The sequence below is a fragment of the Leucobacter shiyiweii genome (assembly GCF_052446065.1).
In the GTDB taxonomy this organism is placed as follows: Bacteria; Actinomycetota; Actinomycetes; order Actinomycetales; family Microbacteriaceae; genus Leucobacter.
In genome coordinates, this window is the sequence record NZ_CM127080.1 from 541,223 (window position 1) to 554,887 (window position 13,665).

At 62.7% G+C, this 13,665-nt stretch carries 9 protein-coding genes; 6 read left to right on the plus strand and 3 right to left on the minus strand.

Translation table 11 applies throughout. The features are described from left to right. Positions 1–46: 46 nt before the first annotated feature. The 5 genes from prfB to ACTNFJ_RS02640 all read left to right on the plus strand — a co-directional run bounded on the left by prfB (position 47) and on the right by ACTNFJ_RS02640 (position 5,836). Entirely contained in the window at positions 47–1,156 is a 1,110-nt protein-coding gene (gene prfB, locus ACTNFJ_RS02620) for a peptide chain release factor 2 (protein WP_435906668.1), read from the plus strand. A gap of 65 nt (positions 1,157–1,221) precedes the next feature. Then, positions 1,222–2,343, plus strand: coding sequence for a cell division ATP-binding protein FtsE (ftsE, locus tag ACTNFJ_RS02625; protein ID WP_435906667.1), 1,122 nt, complete (start codon positions 1,222–1,224; stop codon positions 2,341–2,343). Further along, positions 2,340–3,254 carry a permease-like cell division protein FtsX gene (gene ftsX / locus ACTNFJ_RS02630; RefSeq protein WP_435906666.1) on the plus strand — a complete coding sequence of 305 codons (915 nt, stop codon included), beginning with the start codon at positions 2,340–2,342 and terminating at the stop codon, positions 3,252–3,254. The genes ftsE and ftsX overlap by 4 nt, the downstream gene beginning before the upstream one ends. 81 nt (positions 3,255–3,335) lie before the next feature. Next, positions 3,336–3,812, plus strand: coding sequence for an SsrA-binding protein SmpB (gene smpB, locus ACTNFJ_RS02635; RefSeq protein ID WP_435906665.1), 477 nt, complete (start codon positions 3,336–3,338; stop codon positions 3,810–3,812). Between the two features lie 128 nt (positions 3,813–3,940). After that, entirely contained in the window at positions 3,941–5,836 is a 1,896-nt protein-coding gene (locus ACTNFJ_RS02640; RefSeq protein ID WP_435906664.1) for an FAD-binding monooxygenase, read from the plus strand. A gap of 153 nt (positions 5,837–5,989) precedes the next feature. Here the strand turns inward: ACTNFJ_RS02640 and ACTNFJ_RS02645 are convergent, their stop codons facing one another. From ACTNFJ_RS02645 to hrpA, 3 genes are all read right to left on the minus strand, one after another. Continuing rightward, complete coding sequence (locus ACTNFJ_RS02645) at positions 5,990–7,342, minus strand: NAD-dependent succinate-semialdehyde dehydrogenase (RefSeq protein WP_435906663.1); 1,353 nt, start codon at positions 7,340–7,342, stop codon at positions 5,990–5,992. Between the two features lie 165 nt (positions 7,343–7,507). Continuing rightward, complete coding sequence (locus ACTNFJ_RS02650) at positions 7,508–8,716, minus strand: MFS transporter (protein ID WP_435906662.1); 1,209 nt, start codon at positions 8,714–8,716, stop codon at positions 7,508–7,510. A 9-nt stretch (positions 8,717–8,725) separates the two neighbouring features. Next, positions 8,726–12,694 (minus strand): ATP-dependent RNA helicase HrpA, encoded by a 3,969-nt coding sequence (hrpA, locus tag ACTNFJ_RS02655; protein ID WP_435906661.1) that lies wholly within the window; start codon positions 12,692–12,694, stop codon positions 8,726–8,728. A 114-nt stretch (positions 12,695–12,808) separates the two neighbouring features. On the opposite strand from hrpA, the gene ACTNFJ_RS02660 reads away from it, so the two are divergent. After that, positions 12,809–13,645 carry an aldo/keto reductase gene (locus tag ACTNFJ_RS02660; RefSeq protein WP_435906660.1) on the plus strand — a complete coding sequence of 279 codons (837 nt, stop codon included), beginning with the start codon at positions 12,809–12,811 and terminating at the stop codon, positions 13,643–13,645. Positions 13,646–13,665: the final 20 nt, after the last annotated feature.

Sequence of the window (13,665 nt, forward strand, 5' to 3'; positions counted from 1 at the left end):
CCGACACGCGCCTCGCGGCGACGCGGGAAGGTAGGCTTGCAAGATCATGTTTGATCTCGATCTCGGTAGCCGTATCCGCGCGGTGCGCTCTACCTACGCTGACATTGCCGCTGTCATGGACCTGCCGAAACTGGAACGCGAAATCGGCGAACTTGAGGCGCAAGCCGCCGAGCCCGGTCTGTGGAATGACCAGGAGGAGGCGCAACGCGTCACCAGCGGACTCAGCCATAGCAAGGCGCGCGTCGCGAAGCTCCGCGGGGTGCAAGACCGGCTCGACGATCTTGAGGTGCTCATTGAGCTCGCCCAAGAGGTTGATGATGAAGACTCGGCCAGTGAGGCGAAGAGCGAGTTAGCCGCCATCGAGGCGCTCGTTGGTGAGCTTGAGGTCCAGACGATGCTTTCGGGCGAGTACGACGACAACCCTGCAGTCGTCACGATTCGCTCGGGCGCCGGAGGCGTCGACGCCGCTGACTTCGCCGAGATGCTGCAGCGCATGTACCTGCGCTGGGCGGAAAAACATGGGTATCGCGTGCAGGTCATGGAGACGAGCTACGCGGAGGAGGCCGGTATCAAGTCGACCACCTTCGAGGTCGATGCCCCCTATGCGTTTGGCACTCTCTCGGTGGAAGCCGGCACGCACCGCCTCGTGCGGATGAGTCCGTTTGGTGCCGCAGGCAAGAGGCAAACGAGCTTTGCCGCCGTCGAGGTGATTCCGTTGATGCCCGAGGCGGTTGAGGTTGAGATTCCCGAGGGAGACCTCCGCATTGATGTCTATCGATCGAGCGGTCCTGGCGGTCAGTCGGTAAACACTACCGACTCCGCGGTGCGTATCACCCACATTCCGACCGGCACCGTTGTGTCGATGCAGAACGAGAAGAGCCAGATACAGAACAGGGCAGCGGGCATGCGGGTGCTGCAGTCCCGGCTGCTGCTGCTGCAGCGCGAGGAAGAAGCGGCGAAGAAGAAAGAACTTGCGGGCACCATCACAGCGAGCTGGGGAGACCAGATGCGCAGCTACGTGCTCGCTCCTTATCAAATGGTCAAGGATCTGCGCACCGAGCACGAGGTGAATAACCCGCAGGCAGTGTTCGACGGCGACATTGATGGTTTCATCGCCGCGGGCATTCGGTGGCGCTCTCTGAGCAAAGCTTCCTGATACCTGCCCGCTTCTCCGCGAGTCGCAGGTGAGGAGGCCCGCGCTCGGCGTAGGGTCGATCCGTCATGATCCTCTTTGAGAACGTCAGTAAGAAGTACCGGGGCATTCAGCGCCCGGCGCTCGACAGTGTCAATCTTCGCGTCGACCGCGGGGAATTCGTCTTTATTGTGGGGGCCTCCGGCTCCGGCAAATCGAGCTGCCTGAGGCTCATCCTGCGCGAGGAGCAGCCGTCAGGCGGCAGCATCCACGTACTGGGCCACGACCTCAGCAAGATTTCGAGCCGCAAGGTGCCCTACTTCAGGCGCAACCTCGGCGTGGTCTTCCAAGACTTCCGGCTGCTCGCCAACAAGACCGTGTACGACAACGTCGCCTTTTCTCTGCAGGTCATCGGGAAATCTCGAGGCTTCATTCAGGAGGCCGTGCCGGACACGCTGAAGATGGTGGGCCTCGAGGGCAAATTCAAGCGTTTCCCGCACGAGCTGTCGGGTGGTGAGCAACAGCGTGTTGCGATCGCTCGTGCAATCGTTAACAAGCCTGCGATATTGCTCGCGGACGAGCCGACCGGCAACCTTGACCCCGCAACGAGCCTCGGGATCATGCAGTTGCTTCGCGCGATTAACGCGGCGGGCACCACGGTCGTCATGGCCACACACGAGGCCACCTTCGTCGACATCATGCGGCAGCGGGTGGTTGAACTTTCACAGGGTGTCGTTGTGCGCGACGAGCAGAGCGGCGGGTACGGCGAAACTGCGTCGATCCCGCTTGCGGACCTGACCGCGGCTGGCGCGCAGGTGCTGCGCGCCAGCGAAGAGGTCGTTCGCCAGACGCTTGCGCCCGAGGCGGAGAGCGACTTACAGGCCGCCCCTCCCGTTGCTGCTGTGCCTGTGGTCACAGAGCCTTCGACGCCGACTCCGGCAGAGCCAGCCTCGAGCAACCCCGCGTTGGTGAGGCCAGAATTCACGGCCCGGGTGCAGCCCGGGGAGGCGTTGACTCTGCCCGAGGCTGACGATGACCTCGATCGCACAGTTCGCGCCTCACGGACTCCTGGATCCCGAATCCCGGCCTTCCTGGAACCCGGAGATGAAATTGACCCGGTGCGTCTCGCCGAGCGCGGCGGGCTCGCCGAACGACTGGGGCTGAACGCCCGAGATGACGACGATCAAACAGATGTGGGGCCCGTGCGATGAGGGTGGGGCTAGTGCTTGGCGAGGTCTGGAGCGGACTTCGTCGCAACCTTTCCGTGGTGATATCGGTAGTGCTCGTGACCTTTGTGTCGCTGACCTTCGTGGGTGCTGCGATCCTGATGCAACTGCAGGTACAGCAGATGAAGGCCTTCTGGTACGACCGCGCGCAGGTGGCTGTCTATCTCTGCACGGATTACGACCAAAGCGCGACATGCTCAGGCGAAGATGTCACGCCTGAGCAGATCGCGGCAGTCGAGGACGCGCTGAACTCACCCACTCTGCAGCCGTACATTTCGGAGTACTTCTTCGTGGATCACGACGAGGCTTACGAGGAATTCACCGAGCAGTTCGCTGGCAACCCGATTGTTGACATCACGACCCCCGAGCAACTCAACCAGACGTTCTGGTTGAAGCTCGAGGATCCCTCACGGTCTGCGATCATTCAAGAAACCTTCAGTGGTATTCCCGGGGTGCAGAGCGTCACGGATCAACGCAGTCTGCTTGACCGGATCTTCCTGTTCCTGGGGGTAGCAAGCTACACTGCGATCGCCATCGCCGGTCTGATGTTGGTTGCTGCGATGCTCTTGATCTCGACCACCATCAGGTTGTCTGCCTTCTCGCGTCGCAGAGAGATTGGCATCATGCGGCTCGTGGGCGCTTCCAACCGATTCATACAGACGCCGTTCATTCTTGAGGGCATCATTTCTGCGCTCTTTGGAGCAGTGCTTGCGGGGGTGGCATCCGTCGCCGTCGTGAAGTTCTTTGTGCAAGATTTCCTGGTGATCAATCTGCCATTCACGAGTTACGTCACGGTCGAGCAGTCGCTCATCGTTCCGCCGATCCTGGTGGGCATCGGGGTCGTGCTCTCTGCGATAGCTGCGAAAATTGCGATAAGTAGATACCTCCGCGTATAGCGAGCCAGATCCTTTCACGCGCTCGGCGGTAAGCTGGGGGTTCGTTTAGCGATCCACTGTGCAAAGAAACTGGGGTGTCCGATGCCGAAAGAGGCCGGTCAGAAGCTGATCGCGTCGAACAAGAAGGCGCGGCACGATTACCACATTCTAGACACCTTCGAGGCGGGCATGGTGCTCTCCGGCAGCGAGGTGAAGTCGCTGCGCATGGGGCGCGCGTCGCTGCTCGACGGATACGTGTTCTTTGAAAACGGCGAGGCCTGGCTTGATGCCGTCTATATTCCCGAGTACCTCAACGGGTCCTGGACTAACCACGCGCCGAGGCGCAAGCGCAAGCTTCTGCTGCACCGTCAACAGATCGACAAGCTGTATAGCAAGACGCGGGAGGGCGGTATGACGATCGTGCCGCTACAACTCTACTTTCTGAACGGGCGTGCGAAGGTCGAGATTGCGCTCGCGAAGGGCAAGAAGGAGTATGACAAGCGGCAGACCCTCCGTGAGCGGCAGGATCGGCGTGAGGCAGAGCGAGCAATTTCCTCCCGTAAGCACCTGGGTGAATAGGGTGCGCTTTGCATATGCGAATTCGAGGCTTACACTGATGATTGCAGTATTTAGAAAGTGTGTTCAAATAGCGAACATGTAGCGGTGATCAGCGCCTGACGCCGCTCACAGTGCAGTGAGGAGACAGCGTGCAATTTCACCACCATGGGTATGTATCCGAAGACCCGAGACTTCTGCCCGCCTCGGGTGTCGGTCTGGATCGGCCCGAGGAGCTGCCTGAGGAAATCGACGTGCTCATCGTGGGTTCGGGCCCAGCTGGCATCATTGCCGCGGCGCAGCTGGCGCAGTTCCCCCACGTGGTGACACGCATCATTGAGCGTCGCCCTGGCCGTCTCGTGATCGGTCAGGCCGATGGCATTCAGGCACGCAGCGTGGAGACCTTCCAGGCTTTTGGCTTTGCTCCGCAGATCGTGCAGGAGGCATACCAGATCACTGAGATGGCGTTCTGGAAGCCAGACACGAAAAATCCCGGTTCGATTACTCGCACGGCCATCACGTCGGATGACCCCAACGGCATTAGTGAGTTCCCGCATCTGATTGTGAATCAGGCACGAGTCATTGATTACTTTGCAGAGTATGCCGCGAAGGCACCCGCTCGAAGTAAGGTCGATTACGGGTACGATTTCGTTGGCCTCACCGTGACTGGCGAAGGCGACTACCCGGTGACTGTGACGCTGAAACACACCTCCGGCCCCATGGAGGGGCAGGAGAAGATCGTCCGTGCGAAGTATGTCGTCGGGGCTGACGGTGCCAGATCGGGTGTCCGTCATGCTATTGGCGGCAGCTTGAAGGGTGACCAGTCCTTTCACGCCTGGGGCGTCATGGATGTGCTTGCCGAGACCGACTTCCCAGACATTCGCAAGAAGTGCGCGATTCAGTCTGAAGACGGTGGAAACATTCTGCATATTCCTCGCGAGGGCAACCACCTGTTCCGCATGTATGTCGACCTTGGTGAGGTCGACGAGAACGACAACGGAAAGGTGCGGGAAACCCCGCTCGAGAAGATCGTCGAGCGCGCACAGGCCATTATTCACCCCTACAAGCTCGAGGTGCGCGACGTGGCCTGGAGTAGCGTCTACGAGGTGGCGCACCGCTTGACTGATCGCTTCGACGACGCGGCGACCTCGCCCGATGGCAAACCTCGCGTCTTCCTCCTCGGTGATGCCTGCCACACGCACAGCGCGAAGGCCGGCCAGGGCATGAATGTGTCGATGCAGGACGGCTGGAACCTTGCCTGGAAGCTCGGCTACGTGCTCGAGGGGCGGAGCCCGGAAAGCTTGTTGGAGACCTACAGCGACGAACGTCAGGTCATTGCAAAGAACCTGATTGACTTCGACCGCGAGTGGTCTTCGATGATGGCGAAGCGTCCCGAGGAATTCGCTTCCCCATCTGAACTCGAGGACTTCTACGTGGCCACCGCCGAGTTCCCCGCTGGTTTCATGACGCAGTACGAGCCCGGAGCCCTCATCGCAGAAAATGCGCAGCAGGAGTTGGCCACGGGATATCCTCTCGGCAAGCGCTTTCGGTCTGCAGAGACTGTGCGCGTGTGTGACGCGGTTCCCGTGCAGATTGGGCATCATCACCGCGCAGACGGCCGCTATCGCCTGTACGCGTTCGCCGACGCCGAGCGCACTGCGCTTGATGCCTGGGCCGACTGGATGCTCACGAGCCCCGAGTCGCCGCTGCAGCGCTTCACCCCGCCCGGCGCAGACATTGACAGCGTCTTTGACGTGAAGGTCGTCTACCAGGAGGGACACCGTGAGGCAGAACTCGGTGGAGTGCCACAGCTCTTCTTGCCGAAGGTGGGGCCCTTCCAGCTCGTCGATTACGAGAAGGTGTATGCCGCAGGCTCGGGCGACACCTCGCACGGCACGGGTGAGGATATCTTCGAGAGTCGCGGTATCAGCCGTGACGGTGCGGTGGTGGTCGTTCGTCCCGACCATTATGTCTCGCAGATTCTTCCGCTGACCGCAACGCAGGAGCTGGCTGACTTCTTTGCCGGTTTCCTGACGCAGCGCGCGTAGTTTGACCGCAAAGGGCCGGGTTGATCCACAGTGGATCGGCCCGGCCCTTCTGCATGGTGTTGCGGCTCGGTGGTGACACCGCCAGATGCACGAGGCCCCCGGTATCGGTGACGATACCGGGGGCCTCGTATGGCGAATGGGATCGCCGAACAGCTACTCCGCGAAGCGGAACAGCTTCTTGTTCGCGAATTCCAGCATGCCACCCTTGCCCAGCTCGCGGCCGTATCCCGACTTCTTCACGCCACCGAACGGCACGTCGGCACCCTCCAGGCCAGCGCCGCCGATGAAGACCATGCCCACGTCGAGCTGATTGCCCACACGCTCCGCGCGCTCGAGGTCGTCGCAGATAATGACGGAACCCAGGCCGTAGGGCGAAGAGTTCGCAAGTTCGATTGCCTCTTCATCGCTGGCCACGCGGTAGAGCTGCGCGACCGGTCCGAACAGCTCTTCGCTGTACACGTCCATCGACGGGGTGATGTCGGTGAGCACGGTCGGGGTGTAGACGTTACCCTCGGGCTCGTTGTTACCGACAAGTACCGTGGCGCCCTGGTCGAGAGCGCTCTGCACCTGGGCTGCAAGGGTCTTCGTTGCGGCGTCGCTTGAGAGCGGGCCGAAGTCGTCGCCATAACTCAGGCCACCGATGGCAGCCTTGTACTTCGCGGCGAACTCGTCGTAATACTTGTCGAGCACCACAATGCGCTTTGAACCATTGCAAGCCTGACCGGTGTTCTCCATGCGACCCATCACCGCGTGCTCAACAGCGTGGTCGAGGTTGTCGGTGTCGAGCACGAGGAAGACGTCGGAGCCCCCCAGCTCGAGTACGCACTTCTTCAGAGCGCGGCCAGCCTGCTCACCGACGATGGCGCCAGCCCGCTCGCTGCCGGTGAGGGAGACGCCCTGGATGCGATCGTCGGCAATGATGTCAGAAATCTGCTCGTGCGTTGCGAAGACGTTGACGTAGGCGCCCTCGGGGAAGCCGGCATCACGGAAGATCTTCTCGAGCGCAAGGGCCGACTCGGGGCACTGGTTCGCGTGCTTCAGCACCACAGTGTTGCCGAGGATCATGTTCGGGGCCGCGAAGCGCGCGACCTGGTAGTAGGGGTAGTTCCACGGCATGATGCCGAGGATGACGCCGATGCCCTGGTGACGGATGAAAGACTTCAGTCCGTCTTCCACCTCGATCACCTCGTCGGCGAGCCACTTTTCGGCGTTCTGCGCGAAGGCACCCACGATGGCGCCCGAGAACTCGGCTTCACCGATGGCGTCAGCGAGAGGCTTCCCCATCTCGCGATTAATGATTGCGCCGAGCTCTTCTTTGCGCTCCTCAAACAACTCTGCCGCGCGCTGTGCCAGTGCGGCTCGCTCAGCGACGGTGGTGGTGCGCGCCCACTCGGTATAGGCCTGCTGTGCCGATGCGATGGCCTGCTCAATATCAGCGGCGGTCGCGTCGGGGTAGGAGGCGAGTTCTTCGCCAGTAGCCGGGTTAATGACGGCGTATATGCCCATGAATCATTCACTCCTCAGTGCACTTCATCGTTGACGGGTGCAGCCAGTTTGGCACACCCGGCCAGGCAACTCTACATCAGGTGGGCGTGCCACTCGCGATTCACAAAATCGAACGTTTTCGACAGTGGTAGCCGCCTGGCGCTCCGGAATCCGTTGCGGTTTTTCCTACAGCGGGGGGAGTCGCACCGGCTCGGTGTCGGTGAGGGGGCTGATGTCCTTGCCGCGAAGATCCGGAACCCAGGGCACGGCGATGGCCGCCGTTATTGCGGTTGCAACCAACAACGCAGCCGACACGAGGATCGCTCCGTTCGCGCCCTGCAAGTCGATGGCGACCCCCGCTGCTGCGGAACCCAGCGCGACTCCCACGAGCATCCCGGTACCCACCCATCCGTATGCTTCAGCGGTCTCCGAGAACTTTACGGTGGCGCTCACGATTGCCAGCGACGCCGCAAAAAACGGGGCGATCCCAATACCCCCCAGAAAGAGCACGATGCTCAGCCAGACTGGATTCAGACTGACGAGGCAGAGCACGGTGCCGATTAAGACGATGATGACGCGCCAGAACATCGTCCACGGGCGTACATCCCGATGTCCGAGAATCAGTCCGCCCACGATCGAACCAACTGAAAACACCGCAAGGATGATCCCCGCTTCGATTCCCCCGTGCCCGAATGCCGCAACGATGCCCGCCTCGACCGCAGCGAATGAAGCGACGAAGAAGAACGTCAGCAAGGTTGAGACGACGACCGTCGGTCTCGTGAGTACCGCGCCCAAGCGACGTCGCGAGGGGGGCACTGCGACCCGGCCCACCTCGGGGCTGAGGATGAACCAGAAGCCGCCGACGAACATGAATGCCGCTGCGACGAGCAAACCCCAGACGGTACTGATCTGGCCTGAAATGAAGACCGCGACCACGGGGCCGATGACCCAGATGATTTCCTGCGCCGAGGCATCGAGTGAGAACAGCCCGGTGAGCCGGTTCCCGGGAACCATGGTGGGGTACAGGGTGCGCACGGCCGGCGTAATCGGTGGTGTGGTCAGTCCCACCACAAACGCTATGACGGTCAGGAGCGCAAGTGGAAAGTGCGTGAGGGCAATCGCGACCAGCAGCGCCGTGCACACGACGGTGGTGGCGATGAGCACCGGGCGCATGCCGAGGCGCCCCATGAGCCGACTTGCGAGCGGACCTGAGATGGCCTGGCCCACGCTCTGGGCAGCAAGAATTAACCCGGCCGACGTGTAGTTGCCGTAGGTCAGCTGAATGTGCAGCAGCATGGTGATCGACAGCATCCCGAACGGAAAACGCGCAAGAAGCTGCGCTGCGAGAATGCGGAAGACTCCCGGGCTGCGACTCAGATCCCGATATATGCCCACCGGGAGATTCTAGTGCCCCGCCAGTGATTTCTGTATGCGGGCCAGCGAAGCAGGCTCCGAGGTGCGCAAATGTTGGGCGAAGAGGCTGACGCGCAGTTCCTCGATGAGCCATCTGGTGCGCACCAGGTGAGGGGCTGCGTCGGCCGGCAACGGGATCACGCCCCCGGCCTCGGCGAACAGCCTCAGCGCATGGTCCACGTCGTTCTGCCAGGCTCGGTCACGACCGGGTTGCGCGGTGAGCTGACCCATGCGATGGCGGATCGCTTCGAGGTACACGGGCAGGCGTTCGAGCCGGACGGTGCCTGTGCGCGAGACAAAGCCGTCGCCGCCGGCTGCGGCCCACACAAGCTGGTCGAGCTGCGTTGACGCATCGGCGACTTGGCTGAGTACCTGCAGAGACTTTGCCGCGTCGATAGCCTTGCGTGCCTGGCGCGCACTCTCGAGAACGCGCGCGGTGAGCGCGATTGTGCCGTAGATCTCGTCGATGAGCGCCGCCGCGTAGTCGTTCGCGATCAAGTCAAAGTCGGCGGCCCTCCACACGAGCCCACTCGGAGCGTGCGTTCTGATCATCTTGTCGGCGACCGCGAGCGAAACGTCGGCGATCGCCTGGTCGAGTGAACGGTAGGGACCGGCTGCGAGCAGCAGCTTCTCTGTGTTCGAGAGGTGTTCACGAATGTAGCTCGCGGGCGACGGTGAACTCAGCGCGACAAGGCGTCGAACACCCCGGGTCGAGAGGCGCGCCTGCTCGCCCGCATCTGCCACCAGCATGAGGTCGACGCTGGTGCGGCGATCCACAATCGCCGGGTAGGCGCGCACGACTCCGCCGCCCCCGCGCCCGCCAGCGAATGCGGTATCGACGTGCTGCGGGAGGTCGCCAAACGCCCAGGTCGTTGCGCCCTTCTGCTCGAGGTCGTTGCGTGCCTGCGCGGCCGCGGCCACGCGAGCAACACCGCGGGTCGACTGCTCCTTATGCGCGGCCTGCAGCTCGTTCAGGTTCTTTCCGGTGCCGACGCTGCGGCCACGCGCGTCGACGACACGAAAGGTGGGGGTGAGGTGCGCCGGGAGTCGGGTGACGTCGAAATCAGTTGCGGTGACCTGTACGCTCGTGCGTCGGCGGATCTCCGCCGCGAGCAGAGCGGTGAGCGTATCTGCGGTGTCTGTCGGCTTGGCGCCACGGAGGGACGTGCCGGATGCCTGCCCGTCGCGCTGGTCGAGCAGCGGCCCCACGGTCGCCAGCAGCGTTCGCGCCCAGTCACCGGCCGGCACCACGTGCTTACGGATCGCCTTCGGCAGCGTCTTGATTAGGGCAGTGACGAGTTCTTCGCGCAGGCCGGGCACCAGCTTTTCGAACTCCTTCCCGTCAATGCGCGGCAGGAGCGGCAGGGGGACCGTCACGGTGACCCCGTCATCGTCGGAGCCCGGTTCAAACCGGTAGCGCAATCTGAGCGTCTGGTCGCCGTGCCGCCACTCACGCGGGAACTCGCGTTCGTCGACCTCGGGAGCTTCCTCCTCGAGGAGATCTTCGCGGCGCATGGAAAGGAGCTTGGGTGTCTCGCGCTGCGCCTTGCCCCACCATCCCTCGAAGTCCCGCACGCTGGTGACTTCGGCGGGAACTCGCGCGTCGTAGAACTCAAACACGCGGTCGTCGTCGCCCACGAGCCCGCGCTGGCGAGTGCGCTCCTCAAGCTGCTCGAGCTCGCGGCGCAACTGACGGTTTGCCCGGTCGAAGGCCTGTGGTGAGTCCCAATCGCCCTCGACGAGCGCGTGCCGAATGAAGAGTTCCCGGGCGGGCACGGCGTCGAAACGCGAGAGCAACACGCGGCGGCGATCCACAATGGGCACCCCGTAGAGGGTGACCCTCTCGTAGGCAACGGCAGCACCCTGCTTGCGCTCCCAGTGCGGCTCACCAAGTTGCCGCTTCGCGAGCGGACCCGCGAGTTCCTCGGCCCAGGCCGGGTCGATCGCGGCGTTGCCCCGTGCGAAGAGCCTGCTGGTTTCGACGAGCTCGACGCTCATCACGACCTCAGGTGGCCGCTTCGCGAGGCTTGATCCTGGGTACAACGCGAAGCGGGTGCCACGCGAGCCCAGGTACTCTTGTGCGGGCTTGCGGCGGCCCTGCGATGCGCGCCGGTCTTGTCGGTCGTCGCGCACGCCGAGGTGTGAGAGCAGCCCTGCGAGCACAGAGCGATGGATTGCCTCGGCCGATCCGCCACCAGCTATCCGGAGATCCTCATGCGCGTTCTGAGGAGCGTCTGTCTTCGGGGTCGCCTGCCCACGAGCAGTGGATCGCCCGGGTTTTGCGATGCGCTCAAGTTGGCGCACCAGATCCATCCACTCGCGTACACGTAAGAAGTTCAAGAATTCCGCTTTGCAGAGACGGCGAAACGCGCTCGACGAGAGTGCCTGCTGCTGCTCTTGTAGATAGTTCCAGAGATTCAGCAGCGACATGAGGTCGCCCAGTGGATCGACGAATCGTGCGTGCAGTTCGTCGGCCTTTCCCCGTTCGGTCTGCGGGCGTTCGCGCACGTCTTGAATCGTGAGCCCTGCGACAATCGCCAACACCTGAGCAATGACCCCGTGTCGGCGCGCCTCGATGACCATGCGAGCAAAGCGAGGCTCGATCGGGAGCCGAGACAGCTCGCGCCCAACCTTCGTGATCCGGTGTGTTTTACCGTGCCGCGTTACCGCTCCGAGTTCGAGCAGCAGGCCGAGCCCGTCACTCACACCTCGACTATCGGGAGGAGTGAGGAAGGGGTAGTCAGCGATCTCGCCGAGGTCGAGAGCGAGCATCTGCAAGATGACGCTTGCGAGACCCGTGCGCAGGATCTCGGGCTCGGTGAACGCGGGCCGAGCCAGGTAGTCGTCTTCGCTGTAGAGGCGTATCGCGATGCCGGGGCTTGTGCGACCCGAGCGACCGGAGCGCTGGTTCGCGCTCGCCTGGGCGATTGCCTCGATTGGGAGGCGCTGCACCTTGCTGCGCGAGCTGTAGCGGGAGATGCGCGCGGTGCCGGCATCAACGACGTAGCGGATGCCCGGAACGGTGAGGCTCGTCTCCGCAACGTTGGTCGCGAGCACGATCCGACGGACCCCGGCGCTGGCGCCGCTTCGGCGTTCGAACACACGGTGCTGCTCGGCAGCGCTGAGTCGCCCAAAGAGCGGCAGGATCTCCGTTCGCGCACCACGCCCGCTCGCGCGAAGGCGGCTGTTCAGCACGTCGGCGGCGTCGCGGATCTCCGCCTCGCCCGAGAGAAAGACGAGCACGTCGCCGGGTTGTTCCTTCGCGAGCTCGTCGACCGCGTCGCCGATTGCGTCGAACATGTCACGCTCGACTTTCCGCACCTTCGGAGGCCCGCCTTTTGGATCAGGCACCTCAATCTCTTCGACGAGCGGCCGATAGCGGATCTCGACGGGGAACGTGCGCCCCGACACCTCGATGATCGGCGCGGGTGTACCGGTGCGAGGGTCGGCGAAGTGGGCAGCGAACGACGCTGGGTCGATGGTCGCCGACGTAATGATGACCTTGAGGTCGGGGCGGCGGGGGAGAAGGGTCTGCAGGTACCCGATTAAGAAGTCGATGTTGAGGCTGCGCTCGTGCGCCTCGTCGATGATGATGGTGTCATAGGCGCGCAGATCCCTGTCGCGGTGGATCGCGTTCAGCAGGATGCCGTCGGTCATGAGGCGAATCCGCGTGTTCGCGCTGACCTTGTCAGTGAAGCGAACCTGGTAACCGACGAGGTCGCCGAGCTCAGTGCCCAGTTCCTCCGCGATACGCTCCGCGATGGTGCGGGCCGCGATTCGGCGAGGCTGCGTATGGGCGATGCGCTCACGGCCGAGCGCAAGGGCAATCTTGGGGAGCTGGGTGGTTTTGCCCGATCCCGTCTCGCCCGCGACGATGACGACCTGGTGCTCGGAGATCGCCGCCTCGATCTCGCTCCGCATTTGGCTGACAGGCAGCTCTGGCGGAAACTCGATCTTCATTTCTCCATTATCCCGGTCGCGGGGTGGGACGCTTGACCTCGCGGCGTCGTGGATAAGCTGGATCAGCACGTAGATCCACTATCTGTTTGATAGCTCGTTCACAAGGAGTGACGCATGACTGCTCTACCGATCCCCTCGATCGCGTTGAATGATGGCAATCAGATCCCCCAAGTGGGCCTGGGCGTCTTCATGGTTGAGCCCGGTGAGACCGAGCGCATCGTCAGCGAGGCGCTCGAGGTTGGCTATCGCCATATCGACACGGCGCACATCTACCACAACGAAAAGGGAGTGGGTCGCGCGATTGCGAACAGCGGCATCCCGCGCGAGGAGCTGTTCATCACCACAAAGCTCTGGAACACTGATCACGAGGATCCGCGGAGCGCGTTCGAGAAAAGCCTTGATCGACTCGGGCTCGATCGACTCGATCTGTACCTGATCCATTGGCCGATGCCGATGCTCGGCACCGCGTTGGATGCCTGGCGAGGGATGGTGCAACTCATTGGAGCAGGGCTCACCGAATCCATCGGTGTTTCGAACTTCGAAATTGAGCACCTGCGCGAGTTGCATGAGGAGACCGGGGTTGTACCAACCATTAACCAGGTCGAACTGCATCCGTTTCATCAACGTCGCGACTTGCGTGCCTACTGCCAGGCGAATGGCATCGCGGTCGAGGCATGGGGCCCTCTGGCTCAGGGGAAGAGCGACCTGCTTCGGCGCCCCGCAGTGACCAACGCAGGCGTCGCGCACTCAAAGTCGCCCGCACAGGTCGTGCTGCGCTGGCACGTGCAGCAGGGAACCATCGTGATTCCCAAGACCACTCGCAAGAAGCGGATGCTTGAGAACGCAGATCTTTTCGATTTCTCTCTCACCGAGGCACAGATGGCGGCGATTGGCTCGCTCGACGCAGGCCAGAACTTTGGGCCGGACCCGCGCACCTTCGACGTGCTGTAGGCCGGGCGGCGGGCCTCTAG

Excerpts from the sequence above, each read along its gene's own strand:
- prfB (WP_435906668.1), top strand. The coding sequence starts at position 47 with ATGTTTGATCTCGATCTCGGTAGCCGTATCCGCGCGGTGCGCTCTACC.
- ftsE (WP_435906667.1), top strand. The coding sequence starts at position 1,222 with ATGATCCTCTTTGAGAACGTCAGTAAGAAGTACCGGGGCATTCAGCGC.
- ftsX (WP_435906666.1), top strand. The coding sequence starts at position 2,340 with ATGAGGGTGGGGCTAGTGCTTGGCGAGGTCTGGAGCGGACTTCGTCGC.
- smpB (WP_435906665.1), top strand. The coding sequence starts at position 3,336 with ATGCCGAAAGAGGCCGGTCAGAAGCTGATCGCGTCGAACAAGAAGGCG.
- ACTNFJ_RS02645 (WP_435906663.1), bottom strand. The coding sequence starts at position 7,342 with ATGGGCATATACGCCGTCATTAACCCGGCTACTGGCGAAGAACTCGCC.
- hrpA (WP_435906661.1), bottom strand. The coding sequence starts at position 12,694 with ATGAAGATCGAGTTTCCGCCAGAGCTGCCTGTCAGCCAAATGCGGAGC.
- ACTNFJ_RS02660 (WP_435906660.1), top strand. The coding sequence starts at position 12,809 with ATGACTGCTCTACCGATCCCCTCGATCGCGTTGAATGATGGCAATCAG.